Annotated in this window: 16 protein-coding genes; 12 read left to right on the plus strand and 4 right to left on the minus strand. The window is 71.7% G+C overall.

Features of this window, described 5'->3' with window-relative positions; genetic code table 11:
- Positions 1 to 21 precede the first annotated feature (21 nt).
- From D1J63_RS21705 to D1J63_RS21725, 5 genes are all read left to right on the plus strand, one after another.
- Positions 22 to 921, plus strand: a complete 900-nt coding sequence (locus D1J63_RS21705; protein WP_125630963.1) for a 4-(cytidine 5'-diphospho)-2-C-methyl-D-erythritol kinase — start codon at positions 22 to 24, stop codon at positions 919 to 921.
- Between the two features lie 57 nt (positions 922 to 978).
- Entirely contained in the window at positions 979 to 2,793 is a 1,815-nt protein-coding gene (locus D1J63_RS21710) for an ABC-F family ATP-binding cassette domain-containing protein (RefSeq protein ID WP_125630965.1), read from the plus strand.
- Positions 2,794 to 3,056: 263 nt separating this feature from the next.
- Entirely contained in the window at positions 3,057 to 4,832 is a 1,776-nt protein-coding gene (locus D1J63_RS21715) for a PQQ-binding-like beta-propeller repeat protein (RefSeq protein WP_125630967.1), read from the plus strand.
- An 82-nt stretch (positions 4,833 to 4,914) separates the two neighbouring features.
- Complete coding sequence (locus D1J63_RS21720) at positions 4,915 to 6,861, plus strand: PQQ-binding-like beta-propeller repeat protein (protein WP_206436780.1); 1,947 nt, start codon at positions 4,915 to 4,917, stop codon at positions 6,859 to 6,861.
- Positions 6,862 to 7,063: 202 nt separating this feature from the next.
- The gene (locus D1J63_RS21725) at positions 7,064 to 7,738 is read left to right on the plus strand and encodes a response regulator transcription factor (protein ID WP_102932016.1); all 675 of its coding nucleotides are present in this window, start codon (positions 7,064 to 7,066) and stop codon (positions 7,736 to 7,738) included.
- 464 nt (positions 7,739 to 8,202) lie between these two features.
- Here the strand turns inward: D1J63_RS21725 and D1J63_RS21730 are convergent, their stop codons facing one another.
- Together D1J63_RS21730 and D1J63_RS21735 are read right to left on the minus strand one after the other, a co-directional pair.
- The gene (locus D1J63_RS21730; protein ID WP_125630969.1) at positions 8,203 to 8,514 is read right to left on the minus strand and encodes a hypothetical protein; all 312 of its coding nucleotides are present in this window, start codon (positions 8,512 to 8,514) and stop codon (positions 8,203 to 8,205) included.
- Between the two features lie 21 nt (positions 8,515 to 8,535).
- Positions 8,536 to 10,224, minus strand: coding sequence for a sodium:solute symporter family protein (locus tag D1J63_RS21735; RefSeq protein WP_125630971.1), 1,689 nt, complete (start codon positions 10,222 to 10,224; stop codon positions 8,536 to 8,538).
- 212 nt (positions 10,225 to 10,436) lie between these two features.
- Between D1J63_RS21735 and galT the strand changes: the two genes are divergently transcribed.
- The 4 genes from galT (at position 10,437) to D1J63_RS21755 (ending at position 14,748) form a co-directional block, all read left to right on the plus strand.
- A complete protein-coding gene (gene galT / locus D1J63_RS21740) occupies positions 10,437 to 11,498 on the plus strand; it encodes a galactose-1-phosphate uridylyltransferase (RefSeq protein WP_125630973.1) in 1,062 nt (353 codons plus the stop codon).
- On the plus strand, positions 11,495 to 12,457 hold the full coding sequence (galE, locus tag D1J63_RS21745) for a UDP-glucose 4-epimerase GalE (RefSeq protein ID WP_125630975.1): 963 nt from the start codon (positions 11,495 to 11,497) through the stop codon (positions 12,455 to 12,457). The genes galT and galE overlap by 4 nt, the downstream gene beginning before the upstream one ends.
- 46 nt (positions 12,458 to 12,503) lie before the next feature.
- Entirely contained in the window at positions 12,504 to 13,667 is a 1,164-nt protein-coding gene (galK, locus tag D1J63_RS21750; RefSeq protein WP_125630977.1) for a galactokinase, read from the plus strand.
- Positions 13,668 to 13,839: 172 nt separating this feature from the next.
- On the plus strand, positions 13,840 to 14,748 hold the full coding sequence (locus tag D1J63_RS21755; RefSeq protein ID WP_125635680.1) for an alpha/beta fold hydrolase: 909 nt from the start codon (positions 13,840 to 13,842) through the stop codon (positions 14,746 to 14,748).
- Between the two features lie 72 nt (positions 14,749 to 14,820).
- Here the strand turns inward: D1J63_RS21755 and D1J63_RS21760 are convergent, their stop codons facing one another.
- Positions 14,821 to 15,276: a GNAT family N-acetyltransferase gene (locus D1J63_RS21760; protein WP_125630979.1), complete on the minus strand. Its 456-nt coding sequence runs from the start codon at positions 15,274 to 15,276 to the stop codon at positions 14,821 to 14,823.
- 273 nt (positions 15,277 to 15,549) lie between these two features.
- Here D1J63_RS21760 and D1J63_RS21765 point away from each other — a divergent pair, with 273 nt between their 5' ends.
- Positions 15,550 to 16,329, plus strand: coding sequence for a response regulator transcription factor (locus D1J63_RS21765; RefSeq protein WP_102927251.1), 780 nt, complete (start codon positions 15,550 to 15,552; stop codon positions 16,327 to 16,329).
- Here D1J63_RS21765 and tamR read toward each other — a convergent pair.
- The gene (tamR, locus tag D1J63_RS21770; protein ID WP_102927250.1) at positions 16,288 to 16,785 is read right to left on the minus strand and encodes a MarR family transcriptional regulator TamR; all 498 of its coding nucleotides are present in this window, start codon (positions 16,783 to 16,785) and stop codon (positions 16,288 to 16,290) included. The two genes, D1J63_RS21765 and tamR, sit on opposite strands and share 42 nt — an antisense overlap.
- Positions 16,786 to 16,919: 134 nt before the next feature.
- Here tamR and D1J63_RS21775 point away from each other — a divergent pair, with 134 nt between their 5' ends.
- Positions 16,920 to 17,750 carry a trans-aconitate 2-methyltransferase gene (locus D1J63_RS21775; protein ID WP_125630981.1) on the plus strand — a complete coding sequence of 277 codons (831 nt, stop codon included), beginning with the start codon at positions 16,920 to 16,922 and terminating at the stop codon, positions 17,748 to 17,750.
- A complete protein-coding gene (locus D1J63_RS21780; RefSeq protein WP_125630982.1) occupies positions 17,747 to 18,124 on the plus strand; it encodes a VOC family protein in 378 nt (125 codons plus the stop codon). The genes D1J63_RS21775 and D1J63_RS21780 overlap by 4 nt, the downstream gene beginning before the upstream one ends.
- Position 18,125 lies beyond the last annotated feature (1 nt).

Below are 18,125 nucleotides of genomic sequence, written 5' to 3' on the forward strand. Positions count from 1 at the left end.
AAGTCAGGGAGTGACGAGCAAGTGAGCGTGACGGTCCGCGTCCCCGCCAAGGTCAACGTCCAGCTCGCGGTCGGCGCCGCCCGCCCCGACGGCTTCCACGACCTCGCCAACGTCTTCCTCGCCGTCTCCCTGTACGACGAGATCACCGCGACCCCGGCCGCCGACGGGCTCCGCGTCACCTGCGAGGGGCCGGACGCGGACCAGGTCCCGCTGGACCGCACCAACCTCGCCGCCCGCGCGGCCCTCGCCCTCGCGGAACGGTACGGCCGCGCCCCCGACGTCCACCTCCACATCGCCAAGGACATCCCCGTCGCCGGGGGCATGGCGGGCGGCAGCGCCGACGGCGCGGGTGCGCTGCTGGCCTGCGACGCGCTGTGGGGCACCGGCGCCTCCCGCGAGGAGCTGCTGGACATCTGCGCCGAGCTGGGCAGCGACGTGCCGTTCAGCCTGGTCGGCGGGGCCGCGCTGGGCACGGGCCGGGGGGAACGGCTGACGGAGCTGGAGGTGGGGGCCGACTTCCACTGGGTGTTCGCGCTGGCCGTCCGGGGGCTGTCCACGCCGGCCGTCTTCCGCGAGTTCGACCGGCTGGGGGAGGGCCTGGACATTCCGGAGCCGGTCGCCGACCAGGCGGTGCTCGACGCCCTCGCCAAGGGCGACCCGGCCGCGCTCGCCGTCGCCGTCTCCAACGACCTCCAGCCGGCCGCGCTCTCCCTCTTCCCCGAGCTGTCCGACACCCTCGCGGCGGGCCGGGCGGCGGGTGCGCTGGCGGCCGTCGTCTCGGGTTCGGGGCCGACCACGGCCTTCCTCGCGACCGACGCCAAGTCCGCCTCCGACATCGCGGGCGTGCTGCGGGCGTCGGGGACGTGCCGGGACGTGCGTACGGCGTCCGGGGCGGCGCCGGGGGCGACCGTCCTGGACTGAGGCCCGCGGCGGCCGGACTACCCTGGAGGGTCGAGCGATCCCCCAGGCAGGAGAGAAATGGCCGTCAATCTGGTCAATGTCGAGAACGTCAGCAAGGTGTACGGCACCCGTGCCCTCCTCGACGGCGTGTCCCTCGGCGTCTCCGAGGGGGACCGCATCGGCGTCGTCGGACGCAACGGCGACGGCAAGACGACCATGATCCGGATGCTGGCCAGGCTGGAGGAGCCCGACACCGGGCGGGTCACCCACTCCGGCGGACTGCGGCTCGGCGTGCTCACCCAGCACGACTCCCTCGACCCCGCCGCCACCGTCCGGCACGAGGTCATCGGCGACATGGCCGACCACGAGTGGGCGGGCAACGCCAAGGTCCGGGACGTGCTGACCGGGCTGTTCGGCGGGCTCGACATGCCGGGGTTCCCGCAGGGGCTGGACACCGTCATCGGGCCGCTCTCCGGCGGTGAGCGGCGCCGGATCGCGCTGGCCAAGCTGCTCATCGAGGAACAGGACCTGATCGTCCTCGACGAGCCCACCAACCACCTCGACGTCGAGGGCATCGCCTGGCTCGCCCGGCATCTGCGCGAGCGGCGCTCCGCGCTCGTCTGCGTCACCCACGACCGGTGGTTCCTCGACCAGGTCTGCACCCGCATGTGGGACGTGCAGCGCGGCGACGTCTACGAGTACGAGGGCGGCTACTCCGACTACGTCTTCGCCCGCGCCGAGCGCGAGCGCATCGCCGCCACCGAGGAGACCAAGCGGCAGAACCTGGTCCGCAAGGAGCTGGCCTGGCTGCGGCGCGGCGCGCCCGCGCGCACCTCCAAGCCCCGCTTCCGCGTCGAGGCCGCCAACGAGCTGATCGCCGACGTGCCGCCGCCCCGGGACAGCAGCGAGCTGATGAAGTTCGCCTCCTCCCGGCTCGGCAAGACCGTGTTCGACCTGGAGGACGTCACCGTCCAGGCCGGTCCCAAGGTGCTGCTCAAGCACGTCACCTGGCAGCTCGGCCCCGGCGACCGCATCGGCCTGGTCGGTGTCAACGGCGCCGGCAAGACCTCCCTGCTGCGCGCCATGGCCGAGGCCGCCCGCAGCGAGGGCGAGCGGCAGCCGGCGGGCGGGCAGGTGAAGGTCGGCAAGACCGTCAAGCTGGCCTACCTGTCGCAGGAGGTCGCCGAGCTCGACCCGAACTGGCGGGTGCTGGAGGCCGTGCAGCGCGTCCGCGAGCGCGTCGACCTGGGCAAGGGCCGGGAGATGACCGCCGGGCAGCTGTGCGAGACCTTCGGGTTCGGCAAGGAGAAGCAGTGGACGCCGGTCGGGGACCTGTCCGGCGGTGAGCGGCGGCGGCTGCAGCTGCTGCGGCTGCTGATGGACGAGCCCAACGTCCTCTTCCTCGACGAGCCCACCAACGACCTCGACATCGAGACCCTGACCCAGCTGGAGGACGTCCTCGACGGCTGGCCCGGCTCGATGATCGTCATCTCCCACGACCGGTTCTTCGTCGAGCGCACCACCGACCGCGTCTTCGCCCTCCTCGGTGACGGCGCGCTGCGCATGCTGCCGCGCGGCATCGACGAGTACCTGGAGCGGCGCCGGCGCATGGAGGAGGCCGCCGCCTCCAGCGCCCCGGCCGTGGCGGCCAAGCCCGCCGCCGCCGTGCCCGAGAAGAGCGCCGCCGACGTGCGTGCCGCCAAGAAGGAACTCCAGAAGATCGAGCGGCAGCTGGACAAGGTCTCCGAGAAGGAGACCAAGCTGCATGCCCAAATCGCCGAGAACGCCACGGACTTCGCGAAGGTGGCCGAGCTGGACGCCGAGCTGCGCGAACTGGCGGGGCAGCGCGACGAGCTGGAGATGCGCTGGCTGGAACTGGCCGAGGACGCCTGAGCCGGCTGCGTGCGGGGCGCGCGGGTGGTGTAAAGGCGGCGTGAAGGCGCGTAACGGAGGCATCACGGGCCGGTCCGGCCTTGGGAACAGGGGCGGACGCGGCCCGGTGGGGGGTTGGTCGCGGGTGATAGAAAGGCCGTCCGAGGACTGTCCCAGTACGGTCCGAGGCAGTGAGAACGATCGCCTTTGACGACTCCGGGGCCAGCGCGTGACCCGGGGCGTGGCTAAAAATCAGTGAGTGAGCAATAAGGGGGAACGCGCTGATGAGCCAGCCGCCGAATCAGCCGCCGCAGCCGGGTGGCTTCGGAGCACCGCAGGACCCGCCTCCGGGAGGCTTCGGGGCACCGACCCCGCCGCCCCCGCAGGGACCGCCGCCCGGCCCGCCGCCGCAGCAGCCGGGCTACGGCTATCCGCAGCAGCCGGGCCAGCCCGCCCAGCCGGGGCCGTACGGCCAGCAGCCCGGACCGTACAACTCCGGCCCGTACGCCCAGCCGCAGCAGCCGGGGGCGTACGGCCAGCAGCCCGGCTACGGCTATCCGCAGCAGCAGTACCCCGGCATGCCCGGCACCCCGCCGCCCGGCGGCTCCGGGTCCCGCAACCCGTTCAAGGGCAAGCCCGCCCTCGTCGTCGGCGCCGCGGTCGCGGCCCTGCTCGTCATCGGCGGCAGCGTGTGGGCCGTCACCGCGAGCGGCGGCGACGACGACAAGGACAAGAAGCCCGTCGCCGGCAAGAGCGACGACCCCAAGCCCTCCGGATCCAAGGGCGGCGCCCCGGTCAACCCCGGTGACGGCAGCGGCGACGGCGGCGAGGACCCCGAGAACCTCAACGAGGGCCGCCAGGCCGGCGAGTCCAAGGTGCTCTGGTACAAGGAGGCGCCCGACGCCCCCGGTTCCGGCGCCGACGCCGACGGCATGTGGATCACCGACAAGGCCGCGGTGAAGGCCGCGTACAAGCAGGTCTTCGCCTACAACGTCGGCGACGGCAAGCCCACCTGGGACCCGGTCGCCTTCCCGGAGAAGATCTGCGCGGTCACCCCGGAGAAGACGGCCGACGACAAGATCGTCGTCGCCTACATGAGCGGCTCCAGCGACCGCGCCAAGTGCAACAAGCTCCAGGAGATCGACCTCGCCACCGGCGAGAAGGGCTGGTCGGAGGAGGTCGCCGAGGGCGACCTGTTCGACTCCACGCTCTCCCTGGAACTCACGCTCAGCGGCGACGTCATGATGGTCGGCCGCTCCCAGTCCGGCACCGCCTACGACGTCCGCAGCGGCAAGAAGCTGTACGACAAGAAGAAGTACGGCGACGCCTGCTTCCCCGCCGGGTTCGCGGGCAGCGCGAAGAAGCTCGTCCAGGTCGCCTCCTGCGGCGCCGGCGGCAACAACGCGCACGACGAGCTCCAGGGCCTCGACCCCAAGACCGGCAAGGCCCTGTGGACCTACAAGTACGAGAAGGGCTGGCGGATCGCCCGCGCGTACTCCGTCGACCCGCTCGTCATCTACGCCACCAACGAGGACAAGAAGGTCTGGAACATCTCCTCCTTCACCTCGGCGGGCAAGGTCCGCGAACAGGTCGGCGTCGACGAGGACTTCGCCCCCGAGTGCGGCTGGGCCATCATGGAGCGCGACCTCCAGGGCTGCTCGGGCGTGACCGTCGCCGGGGACACCCTCTACCTGCCGACCGAGGCGACCAGCGGTGCCAACGAGATCGTCGCGATCAACCTCGCCACCGGCAAGGAGAAGTGGCGCACCAAGTCCCCCGCGGACGAGTCGATGACGCCGATGAAGGTCGAGGGCGACCAGCTCGTCGCGTACGTCCAGCCGTCCTATGACGCGGGCGGCCAGATCGTGTCCATCCCGACCGGCGGCAGCAGCCACAAGCCGGCCAAGCTGCTGCAGAACCCGCAGGGTGTCGCGGACATCGAGAACGGCTTCTACTCCAAGGACATCGACTGGGTCGACGGGCGGTTCTTCATCTCCACCACCCGCCTGAACGGAAACGACGAGTCGAAGGAGAAGTTGATGCTCGCCTACGGCAAGTGACCTCTTCTCCCGCCGTTTCGCCGGCCGCGCCCGCGCGGCCCGTTCCGTCCCCGTCGTCTCCGCTCTCCGAGGTGCTCACGTCATGACCCAGCCGCCGCCCCCGCCGCCCAACCAGCCCCCACAGGGCGGCGGCTTCGGCCCGCCGCAGAACCAGCCGCCGCAGCAGCCGCCCACGCCGCCCTCCGGACCCGACCTGGGCAAGGCGCCCGAGCCAGGCTACGGCTACCCGCAGACGCCCGGGGCCGCTCCGCAGACCCCGCCGCAGGCCCCCGCCGCCCCGCCGACCCCGCCCGCGGGGCCGCCCCAGCAGCAGCCGGGCTACGGCTACCCGCAGACGCCGCCGCAGCCCCAGCCGGGGTACGGCTACCCCGGTCAGCAGCCGGGTCAGCCGGGTCAGCCCGGACCGTACGGGCAGCCGACGCCGGCCTACGGTCAGCCGGGGCAGCCCGCCCAGCCGGGGCAGCCCGCCCAGCCGGGGCAGCCCGGTTACGGCTACCAGCCCGGCTACCAGCCTCCGACCATGCCCATGCAGCCCCAGTCCGGGGGCGGGCCGGGCGGCGGCGGCCGGAAGATCAACGCGCAGGTCGCGATCATCGTCGCGGCCGTCGTCGCGATCGCGCTGATCATCGGCGGCGGAGTCTGGTACGCCGGTTCCTCCGACGACGGGGGCAAGGACGACACCGCGAGCTCCGGCGGCAAGGACGGTGGCGGCGACGGCGGTACGGACCAGAAGGGCGGCGACGGCGGCAAGGCCTCCGGTGCCAAGGAGAAGGCGCCCGCCGACCCCGCCGCGAAGGTGCTCTTCCAGGTCCCCATGCCCGCGGTGAGCAAGGACGACGGCACCGCCGACGTCTCCGGCTCCTGGCTCACCGACACGGTGTACGCCAAGAGCGGGGTCGCCGAGGTCGTCGGCTACGACCCCGACAAGGGCAGCAAGAAGTGGACGATCAAGCTCGAAGGCCCCGTCTGCGCCGTCACCCCGCACGTCACCGACGACAACAAGACGGTGATCGTCTACGAGCCCGAGATGCCGACCAAGGCGGAGCCCACCCACGGCTGCACCCAGGTCGCCGTCCTGGACCTGGACGCCGGGAAGAAGGTGTGGACGAAGACCGCCGGCGAAGGGCCGATCTCCTTCGACAACGTCACCATCAGCGGTGACACCGTCGCCGCGGGCAGCACGGACGGCGGTGTCGCCTTCGACATCGCCAAGGGCGACATCCTCTGGTCCCCGAAGACGACCGACACCTGCTACGACGCCGGTTACGGCGGCGGCGAGAAGCTGGTCGCGGTGCGCAAGTGCGGCTCGTACGACGCGCGGCAGCTGAACATCCAGACCATCGACCCCAAGAGCGGGAAGGTGCTCTCCGAGTACAAGATGGCCAAGGGCATCGAGTACGCAGGCGTCGTGTCGACGAACCCGCTGGTCGTGGCCGCCGACGTCGGCGACTCCGCCGGTGACGGCAGCGGCATCTCGGACTTCTTCTCCATCGACAACAAGACCGGCAAGCTGCTCAACCGCATCTCGGCGCCCGGCGACCAGTACGCGGCCCGCTGCGACAGCATCACCAAGCCCGAGAGCTGCAAGGGGCTCGCGGTCGGCAACGGCAAGCTCTACATCGCCACCGAGGAGCACGAGGGCAGCGGCGAGTCGTACAGCCAGGCCAACGAGGTCGTCGCCTTCGACCTGACCACCGGCAAGCAGACCGGCCAGCGCGCGGACTCCGGCGACGACTACACGATCACCCCGCTGCGCATGGACGGCGGCAACGTGATCGCCTACAAGCGCCCGCCGTACGACAAGGGCGGCCAGATCGTCAGCATCGACGGCTCCTCGTTCAAGCAGACGACGCTGCTGGAGAACCCGGCGACGGAGGCGGTGCGGGATGTGGAGTCCAGCATGTCGCCGGACTACTCCGAGCTGATTTACGCCAACGGGCACTTCTACATGTCCGAGGTGTACGCCAGCGAGCGGGACAGCACGGACGACAAGGCGTACCTGGCGATCGGGTTCGGCACCAGCGGCTGACGCCCGTCGTCGTCACGTGGGTGACCTTTTCGGCCCCGTCCCTGTTCCAGGGGCGGGGCCGGTCGCGTCGCCGGGCCGGGGATTCCGGCGCTCCGGGGCGGTTCTCGCCGGTAGGGGCAGCGCGCGGGCGGGCTAGCGTGTAGCTTCCGGGGACATGCCGGGGGCATGCCGGGGTGGGACAGGGTGACTGGGGGGTTGCTCCATGGGAGTACGGCTCATGGTGGTCGACGAGCACCGATTGCTCGCCGAGGCGCTGGCCTCGGCGCTGAAGCTGCGGGGGCACCGGGTGCTGGCCGCGGCGGCACCGGCCGCGGGGGCGGCGGAGCTGGTGATCAGCCGGGCGCCGGAGGTGTGCCTGCTGGGGACCGCGGCACCGGCCGAGCCGGGGGTCTTCGACCCGGTGGTGCGGATCAAGCGGGAGCGTCCGCAGGTGGCGGTGCTGGTGCTGGGGCCGGTGCCGAGCCCGCGCGGGATCGCGGCGGCGTTCGCGGCGGGGGCGTCGGGGTACGTACGGCACGACGAGCGCATAGAGGGCGTCGAGCGGGCGATCATGAAGGCGCGGGCCGGGGAGGCGGCGGTGGCGCCGGCGTTGCTGCAGGGGGCCTTCGGCGAGCTGCTGAACCCGGCGGCCCAGCCCGACGACGAGGGGCAGCGGCTGTTGCAGATGCTGACACCGCGGGAGGTGGAGGTACTGGTGCGGGTCGCCGACGGCGAGGACACGCGCGTGATCGCGGCCGGCATGGGCATCGCCCCGTCCACGGCCCGCACGCACGTCCAGCGCGTCCTGATGAAACTGGGCGTGGGCTCCCGCCTGGAGGCAGCGGCCCTGGCAGCCCGAACGGGGTTGCTGGACCGGGCGGGTGCCTCCGGCGGTTGAGCGGTGCGGGTGCCTGCGGCGCCTGTGCGGGTTCGGTGGGGGTGCGCGTAGCGCCTTGGGGTGCGTGGTGGGTCGGGGGCGTGCCGGGGGGTGTCCGTCCTCGGAACGGCGCGGAATCGGTCGGCCACAGAAGTGAACTCTGTTGACGCGCCAACCGCTGCGGGCGGACACCCCCCGACCCGCCCCCTCCTCGCCGTACGCGGCTCCCAGTCCTAGCTGCGGGCAGTCGTGCCGCTGGGGCGGCACGGGTGGGCGCAGCGGCACCCCGCAACGCCGGGCCGCGTGACCCACCCGCCCCCACACCCACGCCGGGCGACCGGACAACCCCGGGCCGGTGGGCCGCCCGCACCCCCGCCGGGTGACCCGGCAACCCCGGGCCGGTGGGCCCACCCCGCCCGCACCCACGCCGGGCACCGGCGCCCGCACCGACGCCGGACCACCCGCCCGGCGTCACAGGCGCACCGTCACTTCTCCCCGTCGGCCTCCTCCAGCGGCGGCGTCGGCGGCGCCGTCGGCCGCAGTTTCAGCCAGGCCAGGAAGAAGAGACCGAGGACCAGCATCCCCACCCCGGTCCACAGGTTGATGTTCACCCCCTGCGCCTTGTCGATCTCGTCGTCGGACGCCACGAAACCCGCGATCGTCACGATGACGCCGTAGATCACGAACAGCCCGCCGATGATCCGCCGGATGTCGAACAGCCGCGCGGCGGTGACGGACTTGGTCTCCAGCTCGGAGACCTCGTCCTGCAGGTTCTTGTCGGAGTAGGAATCAGACATGCTCTCTCAATCCTCCCGCGATCAGAACGAGAACGGGATGTAGCAGGCGGCGGCCAGGACGACCGCCCCCCAGCCCAGCAGCGCCGGCTTCCGGTACCACGCGTCGTCGCCCTTGGCCGGCGGCTCCGCCATGCCGGGGGACGTGGTGCCGTACACCAGACCCTGGAGATCGGCGGTGGGCTTCGGCGCGGTGAACAGGGACACCGCGACCATGACCACCGCACCGGCGACGAAGCCCGCGATCGCGGAGACGAAGTTGGCGCCCTGGTCGGAGGGGATGTCGATGATGCCCTGCTTGTAGATGACGAAGTAGTTGACCATCGCCGCCGTGGTGCCCGCGATCAGGCCCCAGAAGCCGGACTTCATGGACGCCCGCTTCCAGAACATGCCGATGATGAAGACCACGAACATCGGCACGTTGAAGAAGGAGAAGAGCGTCTGGAGGTAGCTCATGATGTTCGAGAAGGAGGAGGCCAGGAAGGCCGTGCCGATCGAGGCCAGGACGCCGATGACCGTGATCAGGCGGCCGAAGCGCACGTAGTAGCCGTCCTCGCGGTCCTTCACCACGTACTTCGCCCAGATGTCGGTGGTGAAGACGGTGTTGAAGGAGGAGATGTTGGCCGCCATGCCGGCCATGAAGGCCGCCAGCAGGCCCGTCACCGCGATGCCGAGGACGCCGTTGGGCAGCAGTTGCTGCATCAGGTACGGGATCGCGTCGTTGTACTGGAGGTCCGAGCCGGGCGTGCCGATCTTCGGGACGAGGACCGCGGCGACCAGGCCCGGGATCATGACGACGAAGACGATGAAGATCTTGGGGAACGCGGCGATCAGCGGCGTGCGCTGGGCCGCGGAGAGGTTCTTCGCCGACAGGGCGCGCTGGACCTCGGCGAAGTTCGTCGTCCAGTAGCCGAAGGAGAGGACGAAGCCGAGGCCCAGGACGATGGTCAGCCAGTTGGCGCCCAGTGGGTTCTCGCTGCCGATGCCCGTGCCGCCCCACGCCGTCATGAAGTCGGAGCCGTGGGACTTGGAGAGGGAGTCGGACAGGCCGTCCCAGCCGCCGACCTTCTTCAGGCCCAGGATGGTGATCGGGATGAGGCCGGCCAGGATCACGAAGAACTGGAGGACCTCGTTGTAGATCGCCGAGGACAGGCCGCCCAGGGTGATGTACGCCAGGACGAAGAAGCCGGCCACCACGATGGCCACCCACTCCGGCCAGCCGAGGAGGGCCTCGACGACGATCGCGAGGGCGTAGAGGTTCACGCCGGCGATCAGGATGGCGGCGATGGCGAACAGGGCCGAACTGAGGAGGTGGGAGGCCCTGTCGAAGCGCAGGAGCAGGAACTCCGGGACCGAGCGGACCTTCGAGCCGTAGTAGAACGGCATCATCACCAGGCCGAGGAAGACCATCGCCGGGATGGCGCCGATCCAGTACCAGTGGGTCGTGTAGACGCCGTACTGCGCACTGTTGGCGGCCATGCCGAGGATCTCGGTGGCGCCCAGGTTGGCGGCGACGAAGGCGAGGCCGGTGACCCAGGCGGGCAGCGAACGGCCGGACAGGAAGAAGTCCAGGCTGGTCTTGACCGACCGCCGGGCGGCGAAGCCGATGCCCAGGACGACCACGAAGTAGATCCCGAGGATCGTGTAGTCGAGCCAGTTGGTGGGGAGTCGAAGCTCTGCGGCTAGGTATGTGGGGCTTGTGGGGGTTTGCATGTAGCACTCGCTTCGTTCGCGAACTGATCCGCAGCGGAACCTACGCCTCCGCGTTCAGGAATTGAACACTTTTGGTGATGAACTTTGTTTGATTGTGATGAACGGGGGCTGCGGCGGCCGGGGTGGTGGGTTGTGACGTGTTATGTTTGATTGTGTTCGGTGATGGACGGTGTCCTGGCGACCGTCATGGGTGGGTGCAGAGGAGTGCGGCAGTGAAGAAGACCTCGACCCGGCTGGCCGACGGCCGCGAGCTGGTCTACTACGACCTGCGGGACGACACCGTGCGGGACGCCGTGGACCGCCGCCCGCTGGAGCGGACCGTCACCACCTCCGAGGTCCGGCGTGATCCGCTGCTCGGCGACTCGGTCGCCGTCGCCTCGCACCGGCAGGGCCGCACCTACCATCCGCCGGCCGACCAGTGCCCGCTGTGCCCGTCGGACGGGGAGCGGCTGAGCGAGATTCCGGACTCGTCGTACGACGTGGTGGTCTTCGAGAACCGGTTCCCCTCGCTGGCCGGCGACTCCGGGCGCTGCGAGGTCGTCTGCTTCACCTCCGACCACGACGCCTCCTTCGCCGACCTCGGCGAGGACCAGGCCCGGCTCGTGCTCGACGCCTGGACCGACCGCACCTCGGAGCTGTCGCATCTGGCCTCCGTGGAGCAGGTGTTCTGTTTCGAGAACCGCGGTGCCGAGATCGGAGTGACGCTGGGTCACCCGCACGGGCAGATCTACGCCTACCCGTTCACCACTCCCCGCACCGCCCTGATGCTCCGTTCACTCGCCGCCCACAAGGACGCGACCGGCGGGGAGAACCTGTTCGACGCCGTGCTGGAGGAGGAACTGGCCGGTGAGCGGGTCGTCCTGGAGGGCGAGCACTGGGCCGCCTTCGTGCCGTACTCCGCGCACTGGCCGTACGAGGTGCACCTCTACCCGAAGCGGCGGGTTCCCGACCTGCTCGGCCTCGACGAGGCGGCGCGCACAGAATTCCCCAAGGTCTATCTGGAACTCTTGAGGCGCTTCGACCGGATCTTCGGCGAGGGAGAGCCGCCCACGCCGTACATCGCGGCCTGGCACCAGGCGCCGTTCGGGCAGATGGAGGAGTTCGACGGCGTGACGCGGGACGACTTCGCGCTGCACCTGGAGCTTTTCACCATTCGCCGTACGTCGGGCAAGCTGAAGTTCCTCGCGGGCTCCGAGTCCGGCATGGGCGTGTTCATCAACGACGTGCCCCCGGAGCGCGCGGCCGAGCGACTGCGAGAGGTAGCGAGTTCATGAGCGGGAAGTACCTGGTGACGGGCGGGGCCGGTTATGTCGGCAGCGTCGTCGCCCAGCATCTGGTGGAGGCCGGGCACGAGGTCGTCGTGCTCGACAATCTGTCGACCGGCTTCCGCGAGGGCGTGCCGGCCGGTGCCTCGTTCGTCGAGGGCGACATCCGCGACGCCGCCAAGTGGCTGGACGGCTCGTTCGACGGTGTGCTGCACTTCGCCGCCTTCTCGCAGGTCGGCGAGTCCGTCGTGAAGCCCGAGAAGTACTGGGACAACAACGTCGGCGGCACCATGGCCCTGCTGGAGGCCATGCGGGGCGCGGGCGTGCGGCGGCTCGTCTTCTCCTCCACCGCCGCCACCTACGGCGAGCCGGAGCAGGTCCCGATCGTCGAGACCGCGCCGACCAGGCCCACCAACCCCTACGGCGCCTCGAAGCTCGCCGTCGACCACATGATCACCGGCGAGGCGGCGGCCCACGGGCTGGGCGCGGTCTCGCTGCGCTACTTCAACGTCGCGGGCGCGTACGGCGAGTACGGCGAGCGCCACGACCCCGAGTCGCACCTGATCCCGCTGGTGCTGCAGGTGGCGCAGGGCCGGCGTGAGGCGATCTCCGTCTTCGGCGACGACTATCCGACGCCGGACGGCACCTGCGTACGCGACTACATCCACGTCGCCGACCTGGCCGAGGCCCACCTGCTGGCCGTGGCGGCCGCCACCCCGGGCGAGCACCTCATCTGCAACCTCGGCAACGGCAACGGCTTCTCCGTCCGCGAGGTCGTCGAGACGGTGCGCCGGGTCACGGGCCACCCCATCCCCGAGGTCGTGGCCCCGCGCCGGGGCGGCGACCCGGCGGTCCTGGTGGCGTCGGCGGACACCGCCCGGGAGAAACTGGGCTGGAACCCGTCCCGCGCGGACCTCGCGGGCATCGTGTCGGACGCGTGGGAGTTCGCGCAGCGGCACGCGGGCTAGGACGCACGGTATTCACGGACTTACCGGAAGAACGAGGGGTCAGGGCATGGGCGAGGCTGTCGCGGAAACCGTCGGCGAGCGGTTCCGGGAGCTGTACGGGGCACAACCGGAGGGCGTGTGGGCGGCGCCGGGCCGGGTGAACCTCATCGGCGAACACACCGACTACAACGACGGCTTCGTCATGCCCTTCGCCCTCCCGCACACCGCCGTCGCGGCCGTCTCCCGGCGCGACGACGGTGTCCTGCGCCTGCACTCGGCCGACATCACGGCCGATCCGGTCGAACTGCGCGTCGCCGACCTGACCCCCGGCTCGGACAAGGCCTGGACCGCGTACCCCTCGGGCGTCGTCTGGGCGCTGCGCGAGGCCGGCCACGACGTGACCGGCGCCGACGTCCACCTGACCTCCACGGTCCCCTCGGGCGCGGGACTCTCGTCCTCCGCGGCCCTGGAGGTCGTGGTGGCCCTGGCGTTGAACGACCTGTACTCCCTCGGCCTGCGCGGCTGGCAGCTGGCCCGTCTGTGCCAGCGCGCGGAGAACGTCTACGTCGGTGCCCCGGTCGGCATCATGGACCAGACGGCCTCCGCCTGCTGCCAGGCGGGTCACGCCCTGTTCCTGGACACCCGGGACCTGTCCCAGCGGCAGATCCCCTTCGACCTCGCCGCCGAGGGCATGCGCCTGCTGGTCGTCGACACCCGCGTCAAGCACTCCCACAGCGAGGGCGAGTACGGCAAGCGCCGCGCCGGCTGCGAGAAGGGCGCCGCGCTGCTGGGCGTCGACGCGCTGCGCGACGTGCCCTACGCCGAGCTGGACGCCGCCCTGGAACGCCTGGGCGACGAGGAGGAGGTGCGCCGCCTGGTCCGGCACGTGGTGACCGAGGACGAGCGCGTCGAGCGGGTGGTCTCCCTCCTGGAGTCCGGCGACACCCGGGCCATCGGCCCCGTCCTGGTGGAGGGTCACGCCTCGCTGCGCGACGACTTCCGCATCTCCTGCCGCGAGCTGGACCTGGTCGTCGACACGGCCGTCGCCGCCGGTGCCCTCGGCGCCCGCATGACCGGCGGCGGCTTCGGCGGCTCGGCGATCGTCCTGGTGGAGGCCGCGGACGTGGACACCGTCACCAAGGCGGTCGAGGACGCCTTCGCGGCGGCGGACCTGAAGACGCCGCGGGTGTTCGAGGCGGTGCCCTCGGCGGGGGCCCGGCGGGTGGGCTGAGTCCTCGCGGGCCTGTCCCCCGGAGGAGCTACGGGCAGGTGTCCACCGCGGGGTGACGATCGGGGGCCGTCGGGTTCCTAGAGTCTTCCTCAGTCGCCGGGAACGACAACCGGCAGGCCGAGAAGGCTTCTTGAGCACTCGACTCCCACCCACCCCGCCGCTGGAGGCTCCCATGTTCCGCACCCTCGCCAAGGCGACCGCCGCGATCGCCGTCGTCTGCACCGCGGCCGGTGCGGGACTGGTCCTCAACGAGGAGTACGCCAACGCCGGCACCGAGGACCGCTCCTCCGCGGCATCGGCCGGGGCCTCCTTCACCGGCGAGAAGAAGATCCGTGTCGACGGCCGCACGGTCAACGTCTCCTGCTCCGGCCGCGCCGCACACCGCCACGACCCGCTGGTGCTGCTGATGGCGGGCGGCGGCGAGGGCCTGGACAACATGGCGCCGCTCCAGAAGTCCCTGAGCAGGACCAACCGCGTCTGCTCCTACGACCGCCTCGGCGAGGGCAGGAGCGACAAGCCCGCCCCGGGCACCCTGCAGACCATGGACGACACCGGCGCCCTGCTCACGAAGGTCCTCGACCGCCTCGCCGGCGACCGCCCCGTCGTCCTGGCCGGCCACTCCCTGGGCGGCTACATCGCGGCCCGCTACGCCCCCGACCACACCGACCGCGTCAAGGGACTCGTCCTCCTCGACGCCACCGTCCCCCACCTCACCCGCGACATGAACCGCACCGTCCCCGCCGACGCCACCGGCACGGCCGCACAGCTCCGCGCCGGCGCCCTCGCCGTCAACGAGGGCCAGAACCCGGAGCAGTTCGTCATCGCCGACGGCCCGGTCCGCTCCGCCGGACGGATCCCCGTCGAGATCCTCAAGCACGAGTCCCAGTACGCCGAGGTCCCCCAGTACGGCCCCGCCCTCGAGCGCATGTGGGCCAAGGGCCAGCACGAGTGGCGCGAGATCTCCCGCAACAGCCGCCTCACCACCGCCAAGGGCAGCGGCCACTACATCCACACCGACCGCCCCGACCTCGCCATCAAGGCCATCCACAAGGTCACCCACCACGCCGCCCACGCCCACTGACCGCCCGGCCCCCATAGACCGGCCCCGGGCCGCGGCTTCCCCCGCCACGGCCCGGGGCCTTCCCGGCTCACCTCAGCTCCACCGCTTGACCAGCGTGTACTCCGTGACCCCCGGCGGGTAGTCGGGGATCACGCACACGACGTCGTAGTCGCGCTTCGTGTAGAAGCCCGGGGCCTGGAAGTCCCAGGTCTCCACGCGGGCGGCGGTGCAGCCGCGTTCGGTGCGGGCGGTGCGTTCCGCCTCGTCCAGGAGGGCGGAGCCCAGGCCCGAGCCGCGGTGCCGGCCGTCCACCCACAGGTAGGTCACGTGGAGCCAGGTCGCCCAGGTGTGGCCGACCAGGCCGCCCGCCAGGGCGCCGGTCTCGTCCAGCACCCACACGTGCAGCGGGAATTCGCGTTCGTGAGGGGTTCCGCGCAGGGAACGCAGGACGGAGGAGGCCGCTGTGTTCGTCTCCCGCAGGCGGGTGCGCAGCAGATCGCGCCGTTCCCTGTCGACTTCTGTCACAAGACGAAACATGCGGCACACCATAAACGCGTGGGGGAGTCAGTTCTGCAAATAGCCTTCCGCTGTCGGCGCCCGCCCGTACTCTGATGAGCAGCACCGGTGGGGGCCGGTGCCGTTCAGGGGGCGAGACAGCCGGGTACGACGCCCGGGCGGGGGCAGTGGTTACCGCACGGCACAGCTGAATACGGGGTCTGGATACGGGGCCTCGGGCGTCGTACCCGTGCCGGTGCCGTCATCCGAGGACGGACAGACGATGGGTATCCCCTGCTCCGCGCGGAGCTCGGGGGAGGGGGTTACGTGGTTCGTATCCGAGTCCTGGTCGTCGACGACCATCGCATCTTCGCCGAGTCGCTCGCGGCGGCCCTGGCCGCCGAGCCCGACGTCGAGGTCTCCGCGGCCGGCAGCGGTCCGGCCGCCCTGCGCTGCCTGGAACGCGCCGCGTCCGAGGGGCGCCGGTTCGACGTGCTGCTCGTCGACGCCGACCTGGGCGGCCACGTGCCCGGCACCCGGCCCGCCGTGCCCGTGCGCGACGGCAACGAGGACGGGCTGGTCGACGGGATCTCGCTGGTCACCGGCGTGCGGTCGGGGCACCCGGGCGTACGGATCGTCGTCCTCGCCGAGAAGGACGACCCCCGGCGGGCCGCCCTCGCGCTCGGGGCCGGAGCCTCGGGGTGGGTGGCGAAGGACTGCTCGCTGTCCCGGCTGCTCAGCGTCATCCGGGGCGTCCTGCGCGACGAGACGCACCTGCCGCCCGCCCTGCTCACCGGCGTCCTGCGCGAGCTGACCGCCGCCCGCAAGCACCGCACCGAGAGCGAGCTGCTGGTCGAGTCGCTGACCCCGCGCGAGCGCGAGGTACTGCGCTGCATGGTCGCCGGCCTCGGCCGCAAAGCGGTCGCCGAGCGGCTGTACCTGTCCCCGCACACGGTACGCACCCACATGCAGAACGTCCTGGGCAAGCTGGGCGTCCACTCCACCCTGGCCGCCGTCGCGCTGGCCCGCCGGGCCGGGGTGGGACCGGCCGACCTGGACGGACCCTCAACCGGGGATGTTGTCGAACGGGGCGGTCAGCTGGCGTAGCAGGGCCGCCAGCTCGCTGCGCTGGGCACGCGAGAGCTCGCCCAGGATCGCGCGCTCCTGCGCCAGCAGACCCGCCAGCGACTGGTCGGCGCGGTCCCGGCCCTCGTCGGTGAGCCGGACCAGGACACCGCGCCGGTCACTGGGGTCGGGCAGGCGCTCCACCAGGCCCTTCTTCGCCAGGCGGTCGATCCGGTTGGTCATCGTGCCCGACGTGACCAGGGTCTGGGTGAGGAGCTGCCCCGGGGAGAGCTGGTAGGGAGTGCCCGCGCGGCGCAGTGCCGTCAGTACGTCGAACTCCCACGGCTCGAGATTGTGTTCGGAGAAGGCCAGCCGCCGTGCGCGGTCCAGGTGCCGGGCCAGCCTGCTGACGCGGCTCAGCACCTCGAGCGGTTCCACGTCGAGGTCCGGGCGCTCCCGGCGCCACGCTGCGACCAGCCGATCGACCTCGTCCTCCATGACGATCAGTGTAGTGGTTGTGTCGACGTGAAGTCTCTTGATGTCGATCCTCTCGGCAACAACTATCTTGACATCGAGATAATTCGGGAGTCACGCTGGGTACCCGTCCCGCACGGACACCCTCTGGAGGCTCCATGCCCGCCACCGCCCCCACCTGGGACCCCGCCCAGTACCTGCGCCACGCCGGCCACCGCGCCCGCCCCTTCACCGACCTCCTCGCGCGGATCCCCGACCTCCCCGCCGACCCGCCCCGCATCGCCGACCTCGGCTGCGGCCCCGGCAACGCCACCGCCCTCCTCGCCGACCGCTGGCCCACCGCCCGCATCACCGGCTACGACAACTCGCCGCAGATGCTGGAGCGGGCCAGGCAGTACGCCGGCCCCACCCCCGGCGGCGGCCACCTCGACTTCGCCCCCGCCGACGCCCGCACCTGGACCCCCGACGAGCCCTGCGACCTCCTCGTCAGCAACGCCACCCTCCAGTGGGTCCCCGGCCACGCCGACCGTTTCCCCGACTGGATCGACCGCCTCGCCCCCGGCGGCACCCTCGCCCTCCAGGTGCCCGGCAACTTCCACGCCCCCAGCCACCGCCTGATGCGCGAACTCGCCGACTCCCGGCGCTGGCGGGACCGCCTCACCGGCGTCCTGCGCCACGACGACGCCGTCCTCACCCCCGAGGCCTACCTCGCCCGTCTCACCGCCGCCGGCTGCACCGCCGACGTGTGGGAGACCACGTACATCCACCTGCTGCCCGGCGACGACGCCGTCCTCGACTGGGTGAAGGGCACGGGACTGCGGCCCGTCCTGGACGCCCTCGCCGACGACCCGGACGCCCGCGACGCGTTCCTCGACGAGTACCGGGCCGTCCTGCGCGCCGCCTACCCCGCCCAGGCGCACGGCACCCCCTTCCCCTTCCGCCGCGTCTTCGCCGTCGCACGGAAGGAACCCGGGGGAGGCAGCCGTTGATCACCGGCCTCGACCACGTGCAGCTCGCCGTGCCGCCCGGCTCCGAGGACGCCCTGCGCGCCTTCTACCTCGGCGTCCTCGGCATGACCGAGGTCCCCAAACCGCCCGCGCTCGCCGCACACGGCGGCTGCTGGTTCCGGGCCGGCACCGTCCACCTCCACCTGGGCGTCGAGACGACCGGCTTCCGCCCCGCCCGCAAGGCCCACCCCGGGCTGCGGGTCACCGGGATCGACACGCTCGCCGCCCGCCTCACGGCCCACGGCACGCCCGTCACCTGGGACCACGACCTGCCCGGCCACCGGCGCTTCTACTGCGCCGACCCGGTCGGCAACCGCCTGGAGTTCCTGGAACCGGACGGACCCGCCCGGCCCTGAC

This window comes from Streptomyces sp. KPB2, assembly GCF_003950055.1.
Taxonomy (GTDB): domain Bacteria; phylum Actinomycetota; class Actinomycetes; order Streptomycetales; family Streptomycetaceae; genus Streptomyces; species Streptomyces salinarius.

Excerpts from the sequence above, each read along its gene's own strand:
- D1J63_RS21710 (WP_125630965.1), top strand. The coding sequence starts at position 979 with ATGGCCGTCAATCTGGTCAATGTCGAGAACGTCAGCAAGGTGTACGGC.
- D1J63_RS21715 (WP_125630967.1), top strand. The coding sequence starts at position 3,057 with ATGAGCCAGCCGCCGAATCAGCCGCCGCAGCCGGGTGGCTTCGGAGCA.
- D1J63_RS21720 (WP_206436780.1), top strand. The coding sequence starts at position 4,915 with ATGACCCAGCCGCCGCCCCCGCCGCCCAACCAGCCCCCACAGGGCGGC.
- D1J63_RS21725 (WP_102932016.1), top strand. The coding sequence starts at position 7,064 with ATGGGAGTACGGCTCATGGTGGTCGACGAGCACCGATTGCTCGCCGAG.
- D1J63_RS21730 (WP_125630969.1), bottom strand. The coding sequence starts at position 8,514 with ATGTCTGATTCCTACTCCGACAAGAACCTGCAGGACGAGGTCTCCGAG.
- D1J63_RS21735 (WP_125630971.1), bottom strand. The coding sequence starts at position 10,224 with ATGCAAACCCCCACAAGCCCCACATACCTAGCCGCAGAGCTTCGACTC.
- galE (WP_125630975.1), top strand. The coding sequence starts at position 11,495 with ATGAGCGGGAAGTACCTGGTGACGGGCGGGGCCGGTTATGTCGGCAGC.
- galK (WP_125630977.1), top strand. The coding sequence starts at position 12,504 with ATGGGCGAGGCTGTCGCGGAAACCGTCGGCGAGCGGTTCCGGGAGCTG.
- D1J63_RS21755 (WP_125635680.1), top strand. The coding sequence starts at position 13,840 with ATGTTCCGCACCCTCGCCAAGGCGACCGCCGCGATCGCCGTCGTCTGC.
- D1J63_RS21760 (WP_125630979.1), bottom strand. The coding sequence starts at position 15,276 with ATGGTGTGCCGCATGTTTCGTCTTGTGACAGAAGTCGACAGGGAACGG.
- tamR (WP_102927250.1), bottom strand. The coding sequence starts at position 16,785 with ATGGAGGACGAGGTCGATCGGCTGGTCGCAGCGTGGCGCCGGGAGCGC.
- D1J63_RS21775 (WP_125630981.1), top strand. The coding sequence starts at position 16,920 with ATGCCCGCCACCGCCCCCACCTGGGACCCCGCCCAGTACCTGCGCCAC.